The 17,750-nt window shown below is 52.6% G+C and carries 12 protein-coding genes; 5 read left to right on the top strand and 7 right to left on the bottom strand.

What is annotated here, in order from left to right; translation table 11 throughout:
* The first annotated feature begins 44 nt into the window (after nucleotides 1–44).
* Nucleotides 45–1,679, top strand: a complete 1,635-nt coding sequence (gene groL / locus J7445_RS07575) for a chaperonin GroEL (RefSeq protein WP_003744506.1) — start codon at nucleotides 45–47, stop codon at nucleotides 1,677–1,679.
* Nucleotides 1,680–1,782: 103 nt separating this feature from the next.
* Here groL and J7445_RS07570 read toward each other — a convergent pair whose 3' ends face one another.
* From J7445_RS07570 to J7445_RS07560, 3 genes are all read right to left on the bottom strand, one after another.
* Nucleotides 1,783–2,535: a lysophospholipid acyltransferase family protein gene (locus tag J7445_RS07570; RefSeq protein ID WP_209282896.1), complete on the bottom strand. Its 753-nt coding sequence runs from the start codon at nucleotides 2,533–2,535 to the stop codon at nucleotides 1,783–1,785.
* Nucleotides 2,536–2,859: 324 nt separating this feature from the next.
* Complete coding sequence (gmhB, locus tag J7445_RS07565; RefSeq protein ID WP_209283364.1) at nucleotides 2,860–3,438, bottom strand: D-glycero-beta-D-manno-heptose 1,7-bisphosphate 7-phosphatase; 579 nt, start codon at nucleotides 3,436–3,438, stop codon at nucleotides 2,860–2,862.
* Nucleotides 3,435–3,899 carry a DUF7832 domain-containing protein gene (locus tag J7445_RS07560; RefSeq protein WP_209282895.1) on the bottom strand — a complete coding sequence of 155 codons (465 nt, stop codon included), beginning with the start codon at nucleotides 3,897–3,899 and terminating at the stop codon, nucleotides 3,435–3,437. Before J7445_RS07560 ends, gmhB begins: the two co-directional genes overlap by 4 nt.
* Nucleotides 3,900–4,112: 213 nt before the next feature.
* On the opposite strand from J7445_RS07560, the gene J7445_RS07555 reads away from it, so the two are divergent.
* Nucleotides 4,113–5,345, top strand: coding sequence for a multidrug effflux MFS transporter (locus tag J7445_RS07555; RefSeq protein WP_209282894.1), 1,233 nt, complete (start codon nucleotides 4,113–4,115; stop codon nucleotides 5,343–5,345).
* Nucleotides 5,346–5,498: 153 nt separating this feature from the next.
* On the opposite strand, the gene J7445_RS07550 is transcribed toward J7445_RS07555, so the two are convergent.
* Complete coding sequence (locus J7445_RS07550; RefSeq protein ID WP_019270878.1) at nucleotides 5,499–5,813, bottom strand: hypothetical protein; 315 nt, start codon at nucleotides 5,811–5,813, stop codon at nucleotides 5,499–5,501.
* 255 nt (nucleotides 5,814–6,068) lie between these two features.
* Here J7445_RS07550 and J7445_RS07545 point away from each other — a divergent pair, with 255 nt between their 5' ends.
* Nucleotides 6,069–7,127: an AI-2E family transporter gene (locus J7445_RS07545; protein ID WP_209282893.1), complete on the top strand. Its 1,059-nt coding sequence runs from the start codon at nucleotides 6,069–6,071 to the stop codon at nucleotides 7,125–7,127.
* Between the two features lie 235 nt (nucleotides 7,128–7,362).
* On the opposite strand, the gene J7445_RS07540 is transcribed toward J7445_RS07545, so the two are convergent.
* The gene (locus J7445_RS07540) at nucleotides 7,363–8,055 is read right to left on the bottom strand and encodes a YgjP family zinc-dependent metalloprotease (RefSeq protein ID WP_070538865.1); all 693 of its coding nucleotides are present in this window, start codon (nucleotides 8,053–8,055) and stop codon (nucleotides 7,363–7,365) included.
* Nucleotides 8,056–8,200: 145 nt separating this feature from the next.
* On the opposite strand from J7445_RS07540, the gene uvrD reads away from it, so the two are divergent.
* A complete protein-coding gene (uvrD, locus tag J7445_RS07535) occupies nucleotides 8,201–10,408 on the top strand; it encodes a DNA helicase II (protein ID WP_209282892.1) in 2,208 nt (735 codons plus the stop codon).
* 438 nt (nucleotides 10,409–10,846) lie between these two features.
* Nucleotides 10,847–12,169 (top strand): pentapeptide repeat-containing protein, encoded by a 1,323-nt coding sequence (locus J7445_RS07530; RefSeq protein ID WP_209282891.1) that lies wholly within the window; start codon nucleotides 10,847–10,849, stop codon nucleotides 12,167–12,169.
* Nucleotides 12,170–12,656: 487 nt separating this feature from the next.
* Here J7445_RS07530 and J7445_RS07525 read toward each other — a convergent pair whose 3' ends face one another.
* Together J7445_RS07525 and J7445_RS07520 are read right to left on the bottom strand one after the other, a co-directional pair.
* Nucleotides 12,657–15,983: a DUF2339 domain-containing protein gene (locus tag J7445_RS07525; RefSeq protein ID WP_209282890.1), complete on the bottom strand. Its 3,327-nt coding sequence runs from the start codon at nucleotides 15,981–15,983 to the stop codon at nucleotides 12,657–12,659.
* Between the two features lie 170 nt (nucleotides 15,984–16,153).
* Nucleotides 16,154–17,611, bottom strand: a complete 1,458-nt coding sequence (locus J7445_RS07520) for a TrkH family potassium uptake protein (protein ID WP_209282889.1) — start codon at nucleotides 17,609–17,611, stop codon at nucleotides 16,154–16,156.
* Nucleotides 17,612–17,750 lie beyond the last annotated feature (139 nt).

The raw sequence follows: 17,750 nt of genomic DNA, 5'->3' as shown, positions 1-17,750 counted from the left end.
CAGACGACCTCAAACAACATTAAACAATTTTGGAGAATTAAAACATGGCAGCAAAAGACGTACAGTTCGGTAACGAAGTCCGCCAAAAAATGGTCAGCGGTGTGAACACTCTGGCAAACGCCGTCCGCGTAACTTTAGGTCCTAAAGGCCGCAACGTAGTCGTTGACCGCGCATTCGGCGGCCCGCACATCACTAAAGACGGCGTTACCGTCGCCAAAGAAATCGAACTGAAAGACAAATTCGAAAACATGGGCGCGCAAATGGTGAAAGAAGTAGCGTCCAAAACCAACGACGTAGCGGGCGACGGTACCACTACCGCCACCGTACTGGCACAAGCTATCGTTGCCGAAGGCATGAAATACGTGACCGCCGGCATGAACCCGACCGACCTGAAGCGCGGTATCGACAAAGCTGTCGCCGCTTTGGTTGAAGAGCTGAAAAACATCGCCAAACCTTGCGACACTTCCAAAGAAATCGCCCAAGTCGGCTCAATTTCCGCCAACTCCGACGAACAAGTCGGCGCGATTATTGCCGAAGCGATGGAAAAAGTCGGCAAAGAAGGCGTGATTACCGTTGAAGACGGCAAATCTTTGGAAAACGAATTGGATGTCGTCGAAGGTATGCAATTCGACCGCGGCTACCTGTCCCCTTACTTCATCAACGACGCGGAAAAACAAATCGCTGCGCTGGACAACCCGTTTGTTTTGCTGTTCGACAAAAAAATCAGCAACATCCGCGACCTGCTGCCTGTTTTGGAACAAGTGGCAAAAGCCAGCCGTCCGCTCTTGATTATCGCTGAAGACGTAGAAGGCGAAGCCTTGGCGACTTTGGTCGTGAACAACATCCGCGGCATCCTGAAAACCGTTGCCGTGAAAGCCCCCGGCTTCGGCGACCGCCGCAAAGCCATGTTGCAAGACATCGCCATCCTGACCGGCGGTACCGTGATTGCCGAAGAAGTCGGCCTGTCTTTGGAAAAAGCCACTTTGGAAGACTTGGGACAAGCCAAGCGCATCGAAATCGGTAAAGAAAACACCACCATCATCGACGGCTTTGGCGACGCTGCCCAAATCGAAGCGCGTGTTGCCGAAATCCGCCAACAAATCGAAACCGCGACCAGCGATTACGACAAAGAAAAACTGCAAGAGCGCGTTGCCAAACTGGCAGGCGGCGTGGCAGTGATTAAAGTTGGTGCTGCTACCGAAGTCGAAATGAAAGAGAAAAAAGACCGCGTGGAAGACGCGCTGCACGCTACCCGCGCAGCCGTTGAAGAAGGCGTGGTTGCAGGTGGCGGCGTAGCCCTGTTGCGCGCCCGTGCCGCTTTGGAAAACCTGCACACCGGCAATGCCGACCAAGACGCAGGCGTACAAATTGTATTGCGCGCCGTTGAGTCTCCGCTGCGCCAAATCGTTGCCAACGCAGGCGGCGAGCCTAGCGTGGTCGTGAACAAAGTGCTGGAAGGCAAAGGCAACTACGGTTACAACGCAGGTTCCGGCGAATACGGCGACATGATCGAAATGGGCGTACTCGACCCCGCCAAAGTAACCCGCTCCGCGCTGCAACACGCCGCGTCTATCGCCGGCCTGATGTTGACGACCGACTGCATGATTGCCGAAATCCCTGAAGAAAAACCAGCTATGCCTGACATGGGCGGCATGGGTGGTATGGGCGGCATGATGTAAGGTTGCCCCAACCTGAACGCAAACAAAAACCTGCACGGACAACCGTGCAGGTTTTTTCTTTGAAAGAAGGTCGTCTGAAAACTGAATTTCAGACGACCTTTTATCATGATGGCGATGCTGTTGCTTTCCTATTTTTTGCGGCAAACGGTCCTTTTCCTTCAATCAGGGGTTGTTGCGTTTCAATCCGTTTTTCGCATTCCGCCATCAATTCGGCTTCTGTGCCGCTGTTGTGGGGGATAACGGGGTTGATAACGACGGTGATGGTGCCAGGGTGTTTGAGGAAGGCGTTTTTCGGCCAAAATTCGCCGCTGTTGAGGGAAACGGGGACGATGTCCATTTCAAACATTTTCGCCATGCGCGCGCCGCCGAGTTTGTAGCGGCCTTTTTCGCCGGGCGGCAGGCGTGTGCCTTCGGGGAAAATGGTGATCCAGTAGCCTTCGTTTTTGCGCGCCATGCCTTGTTCCATCAGTTGTCTATTGGCTTCGCGGCTGTTGCTGCGGTCTATGCCTATGGTTTTGACGAGTTTCAGTCCCCAGCCGAAGAAGGGGATTTTGAACAGCTCGCGTTTGGCGACGTAAACCTGCGGCGGGAAGATTTCTTGCAGGGCGAGGGTTTCCCAGCCGCTTTGGTGTTTGGCGCAGATGATGGAGGGGCGGTCAGGGATGTTTTCGGCACCGATGAGGCGGTATTTGAGTCCGATGATGTGTTTGAGCGACCAGTTGAGGATGCGTACCCAGATTTGCGCCATTTTGTGCGCGCCGCCTTGGACGGGCAGTGCGAGGAGCATGAAGGGGAAAAGTAAAATCAGGCTGGTGCTGAGGATGAACCAGTAGGTCAGGTTGCGGATAAGGAGCATGTTTTTACCTGTCGGATAGGTCGTCTGAAAAATAGGGAGGACAAAATATGTAGTAACCTTCAAATCAGGAACATTCATTCCGTCATTCCCGCGCAGGTGGGAATCCAGACTGTCAGTATTCAGAAATATTCAAAGGTTACTGTAATCCCAAACTCCGGATTCCCACCTGCACGGGAATGACGGCTGTTTAGGTTTCTTTTTTGCGAAGGCTGTCTGAAAATTTGGCCGCGGACAAGGTTTCAGACGACCTCTTTCAGTAATTGCAACGGCAATCTTGTTCTTGCCTCTGTTCGGCGGGAGGAGGCAGATTGCCGGATATGGCTGTTACGGTTTTGCCTGTCTGTCTGCACAGTCTTGCGCGGTTTCGTGCATGATGTATTGGGAGAAGGCGAGCAGGTTGTCGAAGATTTGGGTGTTTTCGGGCAACTCTTTTTCCTGTTGCGACAGGGTTTTTTTGCCTTTGCCGGTCAGGACGAGCGCGGTTTTTCCGCCCGCTTCGTGCATGGCTTGCAGGTCGCGCAGGCTGTCGCCGATCAGCCAGGTTTCGGTGGGGTTGGCTTTGAAGCGTTCGAGGATGTCGTAAATCATGCCGGGCTTGGGTTTACGGCAGTCGCAGTTGTCTGCGGCGGTGTGCGGGCAGAACCAGATGCCGTCGATTTCTCCGCCTGCCTGACGGACGAGGCGGTGCATCTTGGCGTGCATTTCAGTCAGGTCTTGGACGGTGAAGTATTTGCGGCCGATGCCGGATTGGTTGGTGGCAACGGCGATGTTGTAGCCTGCTTGTGTCAGGAAGGCGATGGCGTCCATACTGCCTTCGATGGGTATCCATTCGTCTACGGATTTGACGAAGTCGTCGCGGTCTTGGTTGATGACGCCATCGCGGTCGAGGATGATGAGTTTCACGGTTGCTCTCCGACAGGGGATGCCAAATTGTTTTTCCATTGCTCAAACGCTGCTTGGAAGACGGGTTTGAGGCGTTTGTAGATTTCGGGGGTGTTGGGGACGTGATAGAAGCCGCCGAGCGACGGGGTATCGAGGGTACGGACGTAGTCTTCTAAAAATGCGCCGTAGCCGTCTTCTTCATTGTCGTAGTAGTAGGAAGTGAATTGCCGTCCTTGTTCGGTGAAGTCGTCGGGCGTAAGCGCGCCGTCCATGTGTTTGAGCAGAAAGCGTCTGCCGCTGGTTCTGCCTTTGAGCATATTGGCGAAATCTTCTGCGCTTTCGGGGGCGGTTTGCCAAACGGGATTCGCCAGCCCTGTCTGCGCCGCCCATATCCAGTACATGCCGATATGCGTGGCGGCGTTTTCGGACGGCAGCCCTTCGGGATATTCTTCGTCTAGGTGGAAGCGGATGTTGTCGTACATGGACGGTTGTGTGCTGTGATTCGGAGGGTGTTTATTGTAACGGAAAACGGGAAATGTCGTCTGAAATCTGTTGGGACGTTTTTCAGACGACCTCTTTGTGAATAGGGGAGGATGCTGCGGCCTGGTATGAAAACATGATATACTTCTTTTTGTTTCAACCGCCTAGGATATGTCAGGGCGGTTTGTTTCGTTTGAACATTCTGAAAGTCCCTTATGTCCCAATCCACCTCCTCCCCGCTGGGTGAAAAGCAAATGGCGGTTTTGATGGCGATGTTGGTTGCCCTGATGCCGTTTTCGGTCGATGCCTACCTGCCCGCCATTCCTGAAATGGCGCAGTCGCTGAACGCGGATATACACCGCATTGAGCAGAGTTTGGTTTTGTTTATGTTCGGCGTGGCGTTCGGGCAGGTTGTCGGCGGAGCGGTTTCGGACATCAAGGGGCGTAAACCGGTGGCTTTGGTCGGTTTGAGCATTTATTTTACGGCCGTTGCCGCGCTGACGATGGTGCAGTCGGTGGACGGGCTGTTGAACCTGCGCGCGGTACAGGCGTTCGGTGCGGGGATGACGGTGGTCATCGTCGGGGCGATGGTGCGCGATTATTATTCGGGCAGGCAGGCGGCGCAAATGTTTGCCTTAATCGGCATTATCCTGATGCTCGTGCCGCTGATTGCGCCCATGGTAGGTTCGCTGTTGCAGGAATTAGGTGGCTGGCGTTTTATTTTCGGCTTTTTGGCGGCGTATTCGTTTGTTTTGTTTATCTTGGTGTTTGCCTTCCTGCCGCGTCCGAAGCATACGGGCAAAATCGGGATGGATATTTTCGGACTGGTAGCTGGACGGTTCGCCAGAGTGCTGAAAACGCGGGCGGCGATGGGCTATCTGTTTTTTCAGGCATTCAGCTTCGCGTCGATGTTTGCGTTTCTGACGGAATCGTCTTTTGTTTATCAAAAGCTGTACCATGTTACGCCACGCGAATACGCTTGGGTGTTTGCGCTGAATATCCTCACGATGGCTTCGTTCAACCGCATCACGGCATGGCGGCTTAAAACGGGGGCGCACCCGCAAAGTATTTTGAAATGGGGCATTATCGTGCAGTTTGTGGCGAACCTGACGATGGTGCTGCTGGTCCTATTGCTGGGACTGCCGCCGATGTGGGCTTTGGTGCCTTGCGTAATGTTTTCGGTAGGCACGCAAGGCTTGGTCGGCGCGAACACGCAGGCTTGCTTCATGACTTATTTCAAGCAGGAAAGCGGCAGTGCGAATGCGGTGTTGGGCGTGTTCCAATCCATCATCGGCGCAAGCGTGGGGCTGTTGGCGACTCGGCTGCACAATGGTTCCGCGTTGGTGATGGCGGGCATGATGCTGGCTTCAACAGTGTGCGGGATTGTGTTGCTCTGGCTCTGCTCTCATCAGGCTTGGAAAGAAAACGATAAAAGCGAATATGTGTGAATCGTGAACGGCAAAAGGTCGTCTGAAAACTTTTCAGACGACCTTTTGCCTGCGATAGACATTTAATGGCCTAAATTCAAAAAGGACGACAGCCGTCAAAACGGTGCGTGGGAAATAAAATCCCTCTTTTAATTCAGTCCACTATAATCCTGCTTATTTTGCAGCAGGGGTTTGGTTGGCAGGAGCTTGTTCCAGATCTGCTGCAGGCGCGGTCTGGGTTGCAGCCTGGCCTTGTTCGCCCATGGCTTTAACTTCAGCATCGGTGGAAGTGGCTTCAGTTGTTGCAGCTTCAGCGGCTTTGTCTTGTTTCAATTCGTTGGCTTGTTTTTTAGCTTTGTTGGTTTTTTTGTGAACATGTCCTGCTTTAGTAGCTGCTTTACCGGAAGCAGGTTGGGCCATAGCCACAGGAGCAGCGATCAAACCGGCAGAAACAAGAACGAGAGAGGTCAATTTAGACAATGTTTTCATGTGTAATATCCTTTCGGGAAATTTGTCTGATACAATAATTCCGTCAAATGCCAAATGGCAATTTGCGTAAAAACAACCGCATAACTGATTGGTGCGATTGAGTTTTTATTGTAACGGTTAGTTTGTAAACCGAAGTCAGGTCAAGCGAAATTGAAATAAAGTTTCAAAAGGCGGGTTAACCCCCTTGTCCTGCTTTATTAATCGCACCTCATAGCTTGATTGTTTAAATTTATATATTTCATGGCATTACATTCAATGATTTTCGAACATTCCCGCTTCCGCAATGCATCCTACATCTTGATGGGGCTTGCCCTGTTTGTGGTGCTGTATTTCCACTTTTTGCCCCTTTTGCTCGCCGTTATCCTGACCTACGTCTTCATCACCAAGACCAACGGCCTGATTCTTTGGCTGCGCCGCCGTACGCTCACGCGCAATACGTTTCTGCACAAATCGCTCAACGCGCACAATATCAACCTGATTTCGACCACGCTGACCATAGGCATCGTATTGACGGTTATCCTCTTGATGTCGCTGGGGATTTACCACCTGATTCACGGCGGGCATATCCCCGTGATGCTGACCAAGCTGGCGGCGATTTTGGAAGACACGAAAAACAGCAGCAGCCTGCCGCCATCGATTTTGAACATGCTGCCCAACAATACCGCCGAAATCAAAGCCTCTGCGGTCAAATTGATTGAAGAATACAGCGCCGCGCTGACGCGCATCAGCAAAAACAGTTTCACCTCGTTCGTGTACATCCTGATCGGCATCATCATCGGCGCGATGCTCAGTTTCCACCGCCTCAACATGCGCAAACACCGCGGCAAAATGCCGCCCTTCAAGGCAGAACTGGTGCGGCGGATTGTCAATTTTGAAACCAGCTTCGAGCGCGTGTTTCTGGCGCAGGTCAAAATCTCACTGATCGATACCGCGCTGACGGGTCTGTACCTCTATCTGATCCTGCCGCTTTTCAGCGTCGAGTTGCCGTTTAAGCTAACCGTGTTGGTCATCGCCTTCATCGTCGGGCTGATTCCCGTCGCGGGCAACCTGATTTCCAACACCATCATTATCATCTTGAGCCTCGGTGCGTCTTTATATGTGGCGGTCGCTTCGCTGGTGTTTCTGGTCGTCATCCACAAGCTCGAATATTTCCTGAATGCGAAAATCATCGGTTCGGAAATCGAATCAAGCGCATGGGAACTCTTGGTGGCGATGGTCGTGTTCGAACGGATTTTCGGCGTCGGCGGCATCATCGTCGCGCCGGTTTATTATGCGTATCTGAAGAATGAGTTGAAGCAGCAGAAGCTGATTTAGATAGTGTTTGAAATATAGATGAAAGGTCGTCTGAAAAGCTTGAAATAGGTTTTTCAGACGACCTTTTTCAGTTACAGCAACCTTATCCCTTTCCCCTATCCGGCGAGGGAAGGCTAGGATATGGGTGGCTTGCAAATATACAGAACAAGGGACAAGAGCCACCCTTTCTCCAATTCTCTCCAGCCGGACGGGAGAGGGGGATTCTCGCGGACGAAGCCCACGCTACGGTTACTCTTCACCCCAGCACAAACAATTCCCGCCCGTGCGCCTTCAGCCAACTTTTAGCATTATCGGTATGCGGCGTCAGCGTGTTCACCAAATGCCAAAAGCGCGGACTGTGGTTGGGGTGGCGGAGGTGGCAGAGTTCGTGGATGCAGACATAGTCGGCGACGTATTCGGGCGCGCCGATCAGCCGCCAGTTGAGGCGGATGCCGGTGTGCGGGCGGCATACGCCCCAAAAGGTTTTGGCGTTGCTCAGGTCTGTGGCAGCGGGCGTCAGCCCTGTTTCGGCTGCGTGTTTTTCAAGGCGGGGCAGCAGGTATTCGCGGGCGCGTTCGTTCAACAGGCGGCGCAGGTGGTCGATTTGTGCGGCGGTTTCTTTTCGGGGAAGCAGGATTTCAGACGACGTGATACGGATATGGCTTTGGCTGTGGGTATCCAGCTTGGTCTTTATTCCCCGATACCAAATCCACTCGGGTAAGTTTGGGTGGGGAACGGGATGCACGGGCGTTTTGGCAAGTGTGTTCCGCAAAATCGTTTCGTTTGCCGCCAACCAGCTTGCCAACGCGTGGTCTTGAAAAAAGGGTGGGACGTTGATGCTGACCGTCTGCATATTGACGGGGCGCAGAATCAGATTTTTCTTGGCACTGCGTTTGAGTTCGACGGTGATTTGCGTACCGTCGGCAAGGGTATGAAGGAGGCGTGTCATGGTTTCGGAAGAATGGATTTTAGGCGGAGGATATAGCGTTTGCATCGTGGAATGCAAGCAAAAGGTCGTCTGAAACATCTTTTCAGACGACCTTTGCCGTTTCCATTAAAATACCGTATTCCCATTTTTCAGACGACCTCTTCCCATGTTTCCCGACCAATCCGCCCCCAATCTGCTGCAAGGCTTGAACCCCGAACAACTCTCCGCCGTAACCTGGCCACCGCAATCCGCTCTCGTTTTGGCGGGCGCGGGCAGTGGCAAAACGCGCGTGCTGACCACGCGCATCGCATGGCTGTTGCAAACCGGTCAGGCAAGCGTACACAGCATTATGGCGGTAACGTTTACCAACAAAGCCGCCAAAGAAATGCAAACCCGACTCGGCGCGATGATTCCCATCAACGTCCGCGCCATGTGGCTCGGCACGTTCCACGGTCTCTGCCACCGCTTTTTGCGCCTGCACCACCGCGATGCCGGTCTGCCGTCTTCCTTTCAAATCCTCGACAGCGGCGACCAGCTTTCCCTTATCAAACGCCTGCTCAAAAGCCTCAACATCGCCGAAGAAATCATCGCGCCGCGTTCGCTGCAAGGCTTTATCAATGCGCAAAAAGAATCCGGTTTGCGCGCTTCCGTGTTGAGCGCGCCAGACCCGCACACAAGCCGCATGATTGAATGCTACGCCGAATATGACAAAATCTGCCAACGCGAAGGCGTGGTCGATTTCGCCGAACTCATGCTCCGCAGCTACGAAATGCTGCAAAGTAACGAAATCCTGCGCCAACATTACCAAAACCGCTTCAACCACATTCTCGTTGACGAGTTCCAAGACACCAACAAACTGCAATACGCATGGCTCAAACTCATGGCGGGCGGCAACGCGGCGGTATTTGCCGTCGGCGACGACGACCAAAGCATCTACCGGTTCCGTGGCGCACACGTCGGCAACATGACCGCGCTGATGGAAGAGTTCCACATCGACGCGCCCGTCAAACTCGAACAAAACTACCGTTCCGTCGGCAACATCCTTGCCGCCGCCAACGCCGTTATCGAAAACAACGACGAACGCCTCGGCAAAAACCTGCGCACCGACGCCGAAGCAGGCGACAGAATCCGCTACTACTCCGCCTTTACCGACCTCGAAGAAGCCCAATTCATAGTTGACGAAACCAAAGCCCTCGAACGCGAAGGCTGGGATTTAGACGAAATCGCCGTCCTCTATCGCAGCAACGCCCAATCCCGTGTTATCGAACAAAGCCTGTTCCGCAGCGGCATCCCCTACAAAATCTACGGCGGCTTGCGCTTTTACGAACGCCAAGAAATCAAACACGCACTCGCCTACCTGCGCCTCGCCGTCAATCCCGACGACGACAACGCCCTCTTGCGCGTCATCAACTTCCCGCCGCGCGGCATCGGCGCACGCACCATCGAAAACCTTCAGGCAGCCTCAAACGAACAAGGCATCACCCTCTGGCAGGCAGCCTGCAACGCCGGCGCAAAAGCCGCCAAAGTCGCCGCCTTCGTCCGCCTGATTGAAGCCCTGCGCAACCAAGTCGGACAACTGCCCCTGCCCGAAATCATCGTCGGCATCCTCAAAGACAGCGGCCTGACCGAACACTACCGAACCCAAAAAGGCGACAACCAAGACCGCCTCGACAACCTCGACGAACTCGTCAACGCCGCCATCGAGTTCAAACCCGAAGACAGCAACTTTGAAACCCTGCCTGAAAACATTTCAGACGACCCCGCCTTCCCCATCCTCGCCTTCCTCAGCAACGCCGCTCTCGAATCCGGCGAAAACCAAGCAGGCGCGGGCGAAAAAGCCGTCCAACTCATGACCGTCCACGCCGCCAAAGGCTTGGAATTTAACGCCGTCTTCCTCACCGGCATGGAAGAAGGCCGCTTCCCCAGCGAAATGAGCCTTGCCGAACGCGGCGGCCTCGAAGAAGAACGCCGACTCATGTACGTCGCCATCACCCGTGCCCGCAAACGCCTCTACATCACCATGGCGCAGCAAAGAATGCTGCACGGGCAAACCCAATTCGGCATCGTCTCCCGCTTCGTCGAAGAAATCCCACCCGAAGTATTGCATTACCTGTCCGTCAAAAAGACCGCCTACGACAGCTACGGCAACCCGCGCCAAACCGCCGCGCCCAAAGACAAAATCATCGACGACTACAAACAGCCCCAAACCTACGCAGGCTTCCGCATCGGACAAAACGTCCGCCACGCCAAATTCGGCACCGGCGTCATCATCGATGCCGTGGACAAAGGCGAATCCGCCCGCCTGACCATCAACTTCGGCAAACAGGGTGTGAAAGAGCTGGATACCAAGTTTGCGAAATTGGAAGAGATGTAAAAGGGGGATAGCAGAGGTCGTCTGAAACCCGTAGCGTGGGCTTTGCCCACGAATCAAACTCAAAATTTCAGACGGCCTCTTTTACCCACCATTATCGTGGGCAAAGCCCACGCTACAACGCACACCGACGAGGCAAAAGGCCGTCTGAAAACGGGAGGAGCAATTTTGCCGAAACCTCCGCCGTCATTCCCGCGCAGGCGGGAATCCAAAAGTTTGAAGTCGCAGCAGCCTTGAAATATTTCTGAAATACCAAGGTCTGGATTCCCGCCTGCGCGGGAATGACGGCGGTAGAATGCAGGCTAGGTTTGGCATTCATACATTACTTACTATTGCAGTTCAGTATTATGTGAAATTATTTTGGATGATTAATTTTATTAAACCTACAATTTTTGTTCATAGGCTTTAGGGCAACATAGATTTAAGGAAAGGGAATATGTCGTGGAAAATAACGATATGCAAATAGATGAAGAAACCTTTTTGTCCATTTTAAAGGAGCATCAATTATGGGTTGATAGTAATGGACAGAGTGGTAAACGGGCTGATTTATCTGGGCAAGATTTTTCAGGTATATCTTTCAGATACCATGCCTATCTTCCAAGTGCATCACCTTGGACTGTGAATTTACGGTTCGCAATTCTCAGAGAAATAAATTTCAGTCATGCGGATTTGAGTGAGGCAAATTTAGAGGCTGCAAATCTAATAAAAGGAAATCTCAATGGCGCAAATCTTAAGAGGGCAATTCTTAGTAAGGCAAAAATGATTAATGCTCATTTAAGTGGAGCAAATTTAAGAGGGGCGGATTTAACAAGAACGGATTTGACTGGTGCGGATTTGACTGGTGCAAATCTAACTGGTGCTGAGTTAAGAGGGGCGAATTTAACTAGAGCAAATTTAATTGGGACAGATTTAACTGGAGCAGATTTACAGGGAGCAAATGTATATGAAGCTAGTCTAGATGAAGCAATGACTCATTTTCTTGAACCTCCCCAGGGTTTTATACAATTCATCGCTCCTATTCATTTCTCTAATGATAACTGGGGAAGAAAGCCCCAATCTTCAGAAATAACCATCCAAAGTTTAGAAGCAAAATTAAATCAAGCCGAATCGAAGACGGTAAAAGATGAGGAAGAAATTAAAGACCTTAAGGAACAACTAAAACAAGCAAAAGATAACTTAGATAAGAGGAAAGAAAAATTAAAAGGACGGATTAGAGAGGCACAACAATCTTTGTCAGAGGCTTTGAAAAATACAGATAAACAAATTAAAAATAATGATCGTTCAGCGTGGCTTTTCAAATGGTTAGGTATTGTACTATTCAGTATAAGCATAATTTTGCTGATAAGTTTTGGTAGTTTTGTTGTATGTCTTCCTGAACTTTTCGTGGAGAAAAAACTGAATATCCTGTTTTATACATTCCCCATTATTACCCTAATGCTGATTGGCACAACCTGTCTGCGGCATCAGAAAAACCTGTTAACAGAAGTCCGCCATTTTTCCAATATGAAACACCAAATCGAGCTGTATAGTGGTTTGCTTGAAGCCTCTCAGCACGCAGCCGTCAGTTTCAACAATCCGGAAAAAGCAAACGAATATGTGCAGGAAACCTTTACCCAAATCCGCAATCGCCTGCTCAATAGCCAATACCTGCCTGACAATTCATCGGCAGATAAGCAGTCGGACAATGATTTCGGATCGGATAAGGTGCTTGATTTGTTGAATAAAATTGCCGATTTGTCCGGCAAGAAATCTATGGGGAATTAGCCAAGAGACGGTTGTTACCCGAAAGGTCGTCTGAAAACGTTTTGGCGGAACCAGCTATCGGTTTTCAGACGACCTTTGCTTTGAAATAGTCATTGTCCGTTCGGGTTTTATAGCTATTCTTTGGTTCAAGGTTTTCAAACGGATTTTGTGGGCAAAGCCCATGCTACGGGACGGTGGTGCGTCGATACTGTCTTGCCGATCGAGTTCTATGTTTAATCTGCCGCCGTCATTCCCGCGCAGGCGGGAATCCAGACCTTGGCATTTCGGGAATATTTCAAGGCTGCTGCATTTCTAACTTATGGATTTTTGCGTATTTTCCTTTCGTCGGCGGGAATGGGAATAACGGCAATGGTAGAGCAAGGCGGGCGTTTGAGGTAGTATGGGTCAAGATTCAAAAAACTGCTGAATAGTGGTTCAAGCAAATTATTCGAAAGGTTGTCTGAAAGCCTAAATCTGTCTTTCAGACGACCTTTGCTTTGGGACTGGGCTATGCTTTGTCCTCTTCGTTTTCCACCGCTTTGGGCGGAACGGGCGCGAACCAGCCGACCAGAAGCAGCAGCACGCCGACGATGATGAAGGAGGCGATGCGGGCGATGCCGCCGCTGTTGGAAAGCTCGATGAGGAAGAGTTTGACGACGACGACGGCCATCAGCGCCGCGCCGGTTATCCAGAAGGGGCGCAGTTTGCGGCGGTTGCCGTACACCATGAGGATGATGGCGGTCACTGCCCAGACGACGGAGAGGCTGGCTTGCAGGCCGAAGGATTGGAGCATAATGTCGAGTCGCCAAGTGATGCCGTCGTAGAAGTGCCACAGGCGCATCACGCCCGCGCTGATAACCATGAATGCGAGGGCGGCGACACCGGGCGCGTTCACGCGGCGGTATTCCAAAGGCAGGGCTTCGGGCAGGGACTTCAGGGCAAACCACAGCGTTCCGGCGCAGGCGAGCTCCAGCGGGTTAAGCAGCGGGATATACGGCAACGGCGCGGGTTGGAACGGAGTGGAGAAGTTCGTCCATATCATCCAACTTGCGGCGGCAAGGGCGGCTATCGGCAGGGCGAAATGCTGATAGGCGGCTTGATGTCGTCTGAAAAAGCCGCGCTGCCGCTGCGTATGGAGGACGATCCACATGATCAGCGGTACGGCAAGCCACGAGAGCTGCGACCAAACGCCGTAGAGATGATCGCCGACATACATTCCTGCCCAAAGCGACCAAAGGATGCCGAGCATGATGATGTTGAGTTTGTGCAAGTCGATAGGCGCATTGATTCGGTGGTTATTCAGGATGACGAAATTCAACACGGTGGCGGCAGCAAGCGGGAGGGCTGCGGCGGCCATCCATAGGTGTTCGAGGTGATAGCCGATGAAGTGCAGGGCAAACAGGGGCATGAATGCCAAGGTCGTCTGAAAAAGTTCTTTCCAGTTCAAACGGTTGGCAAGCAACAGCAAGGTGGTGAATATCGGCAATGCCCAAAGCTCGATAAACAGGGTTTCTTCGCCCGTCCATTGGGTGTAGGTGGCGAAGCCGCCCAGCATCAGGGCGATAACGAGGATAGCCCAGCCTGCAATCCGCGAGAATGGGAGGGGTTGGTCTTGTTTGTCTTGGTTTTCAGATGCTTCGGTTTGGACACGCAAATATTGCAGCATGTAGGCGGCGGCAAACAGCAGAGGCGCGGCAGCGAAAAGGTGCCAGTGTGTCAAAAAGCCGTAGGGTTCATCATTAATCGAGGCTTGGAAGATCAGAGTAAAGATTGCATTGCCCAAGGCGAATGTGCTGAACACCTCCGACTTGCCTTTGCCTCGGCAGAACGCCCAAGCTGCGACCAAAACAGAGAAAACGATGATGCTGCCGCGTTCTGCGAAAAACAGCAAAGGCAGGATGGATGTGTAGAACAGGGCGGCGCAGAGGGCTGCGTCTTGAAGCGTCTGTTCCCATTGTGCCGAGCCTTTACGGCGGTAGAGGTGCCATTGCAGGTAAATTGCCGCGCCGCCGAACAGGGTCAGCAGGGTGGTGAACCATTGACCTTGCAGGATGGTGTTTTCTCCCGGCTGATAACCGCTCAGCTGGATCAGTGCCGCCAGCAGATAAACGACGAGCGCCCCCAAACGCATATGGGGACGCTGTTGGCGCAGTCCGAAGAAATACACGAGCGCGGATTCTACCGTCCACAGGATGACGGTGTTGCCGCGTTCAAAGTAAAGCGGAACGGCGAGCGTGAGGAAAAGCAGCGACAGGGCAACAAATGCCTGACGCAAGATATACAAACCCTGTTGCCGTTTCAGCATCAGCGCGGCAAGCCCGTAAACGGCGGCGAAGCCCAGCGCGGAGAATGCGTCCGCAGACGGCCAGTGTTCCACCATGCGGTATTGCAGCCCGAACGCCGCCGCCATTGTGCCGAACAATAAAGTATGGTCGAGGACGTGGACGCGCAGGCCGTGGGAGTAGAGGCTGTTCCAAATTTCTTCCAGCGTCGCATTGTCGGCAACGGGCGCGAGCGTGTCTTCGCGGTTTTCTGTCAGCTTGCGGCGGGCGAACAGATAGGCGATGAAGGTGTAAAGCAGCCAGTGGTAAATCAGGAAAGGCTCGGTAGTGGCGAAATGCTGCGGCGTATAGCTTTGCATGCCCCACAACGCGGCGATGGAGAAAGTTCCGGCGAAACCCGTCAGATTCAGCGGCCGCCATGCCTTAAACCAAGCAATCGCCGCTACACCGGCATTGAGCAGGGAAAGGTAGGAAAATAGCACCAAATAATTGCCGCTACCGTCCGATACCAGGATGGGCGCCGCCAGACCGCCGACCAAGGCGACCTGCGCCATAATCTGCGCGTTTTGCCTGATTGCCAGCAACGCCATTAATACGACCATCGCCACCATCAGCACAAACACGATCGGCGCGGGCAGCAGCGGATGCAGTTTCAACGCCGCCAAAGAGGTCAGATACATCACCGCCACGCCGAAGCCCTGCAATACCAAGCCGTATTCGCGCTTACGGCTTTGCAGCTTCCAGCCGCCGACGACCGCCGCCAGACCCGCGCCTGCCACGGTCAGATAACGCATTTCCACCGGCACATAAATCCGCTCGGAGGCATAGCGCAAGAGGAACGCCAAGCCAAGGAACAGCACCACGATACCGGTTTTCAGCAGCGGATTGCCGCGCAAGAACCAAGCGACAATGGGATTTTCGGAGAATTTGAAATCGAAACCTTCTTCCTTATGGATAACGGTTTCACTGGATTTTGCGTCTGCGGTTTCAGATATAGGTTCAGACGACATCGGAGCTTCGTTTTCAGACGACGTTTGCAGGACAGGCGCGTCTTGTTCGAGCTTGTTCTCTTGAATAGCGGAAACTTCGATAGGCGTTTCAACGCTGTCTGCGGACAAAGCAGGTTCGGGCTGTACGGAAGGTTCGGCGGAAACAGGGGGAGCAGGTGTAGAAAAAGAGGGAGCGGCAACCGGTTCGATGTGCGGCTCGACGGACGCATTGTCCGCCGTTGCCAAAGGTTCAACCTTCTTATGAAGCGGCGCAGGGGTCGTCTGAATATCGTCGGCATGTTCGGACAAAACAGCATGCAGTTTCCGCGCCTGCCCGACTTCCGCTTCATGATGCACAGTTTCATGTTCCAACGCCGTCAAACGCAGTTTCAGCAACTCGATTTCTTTTTCCAGATTTTGCAGTTTTGCATCATGTTCTTCCTGACGCGGCTTGCCGAGTTCCCGCGCAAACAGCCATAAAATGGAGCCGAAAATGACGCCGACGGTCATTTCGTCAAGCAGATAGCCAATGAGGATGGGGATGAGTAGGCAGAAATACTGCATAAAACACCTGTCCGATAGAGGTAAAAATATGCCGATTGTAGCATCCTTGTCATGAGAAGGATGTATAGAAGGCGTAACGGTAAGAAAAGGTGTTGTGCGGTAATGAAGATGTGTCAGTGAAGCAAAAAGGTCGTCTGAAAATCTGATATCCGTTTTCAGACGACCTGTCTTTATTTTTTCCAATAAGCCGGTGTCAGCAGAATCAACACGGTAAAAATTTCCAAGCGTCCCAGCAGCATGACGGCCGAACACAGCCATTTCTGCACATCGCTCAATACCGCATAGCTGCCCGCCGGTCCGACCTCGCCCAAGCCCGGGCCCGCATTGGTGATACACGCGATGACGGCGGTGAAGGCGGAGATAAATTCCATCCCGCTTGCCATCAGCAAAAAGCTGAACACAATCGTCGTCATGAAATAAATCGAAATAAACGCCATCACCGTCAGCGCCATGCGGTCGGGAATCATGCGTCCGTTGACCTTGACCGTGCGCACCGCTTTCGGGTGCAGCAGAATCATCATCTCGCGCAGGCTGAATTTGAACAAGACCAACGCCCGCACGTTTTTAATGCCGCCGCCCATAGAGCCGGAGCTTGCCAATAGGTTGGACAGGAAAAACATCCACAGCGACACGATCAGCGGCCATTGCGCGAAATCCGTGTTGGAGAAACCGCTTGCCAGTCCGATGGAGACAAAGTTGAAGCTCACAAAACGCAGCGAATCCCCAAAGGTGGCATAAAAATCCTTCTGCCACAGATACACCGCCGACATCAAAATACTGCCTGCCAACAGCGCCAGCAGTACGCGGCATTCCTCGTCCCGCCAATAAGATTTGAGCGAACGTCGTGTCAGTGCAGTGAAATGCGTGGCGAAGTTGATACCGCCCCAGAGCGTGAAAAACATAATCGCCCATTCGACGGTCAGCGAATCAAAATAAGCGATGCTGGCATCGTGTGTCGAAAAACCGCCCAGCGATACCGCCGACATCGCGTGGCAAAGCGCGTCAAACCAGCTCATCCCTGCAAAATGCAGCGTCAAAAAAGCCGCCGTCGTCGTCATCGTATAGAAGAACCACAGCTTTTTTGCCACCTGCGAAATGCGCGGTGCCATCTTGCTTTCTTTGTCCATCCCCGGAATTTCAGCCTTGAAGAGCTGCGTTCCGCCCACGCCCAACATCGGCAGAATCGCTACCGCCAGCACGATGATACCCATGCCGCCCAGCCAGTTGAGCATATGCCGCCAAAAATTTATCGACGGAGCCAGCGTGTCCAAACTCGTCATAACCGTCGCGCCCGTAGTCGTCAGCCCCGACATCGCCTCAAAAAACGCATCGGTAAAACTGATGCCCGGGATGTGGATATAAATCGGCATCGCCGCCACCAGCGCAAACGCCAGCCACAACATCAAAACCAACGTAAACCCGTCGCGCGGACGCAGCTCGCGGCGGAAATGGAAGGTCATCAACCAAACCGCGCAAGAGGTCAGCGTCGTTGCCAAAGCCGTGTAGGCAAACGCCGGAAACGCGTTGTCCAGAAAAAAATACGACATCAGCGTCGGTACTGCGAGCAACATTGAAAACAGCAGCCCCAGTCTGGACAAAACGTGGACAATAGGAAGGAACTTATACATATCAATTAATCTTAACAAACCGGCCGAATCATCCGGCGGCATGGGATGGCGATGAGGAAACCGATATTTTCAGACGACCTTATCGTCATCAGTAATCGCAAACAGACTTTATTTTAACAAATTATTGCCCTGCCTAGAC

It is taken from the genome of Neisseria sicca, assembly GCF_017753665.1.
Lineage (GTDB): Bacteria > Pseudomonadota > Gammaproteobacteria > Burkholderiales > Neisseriaceae > Neisseria > Neisseria flava.
The sequence above is the reverse complement of the archived record's forward strand: the minus strand, read 5'-3'. Positions and strand labels throughout refer to the sequence as shown.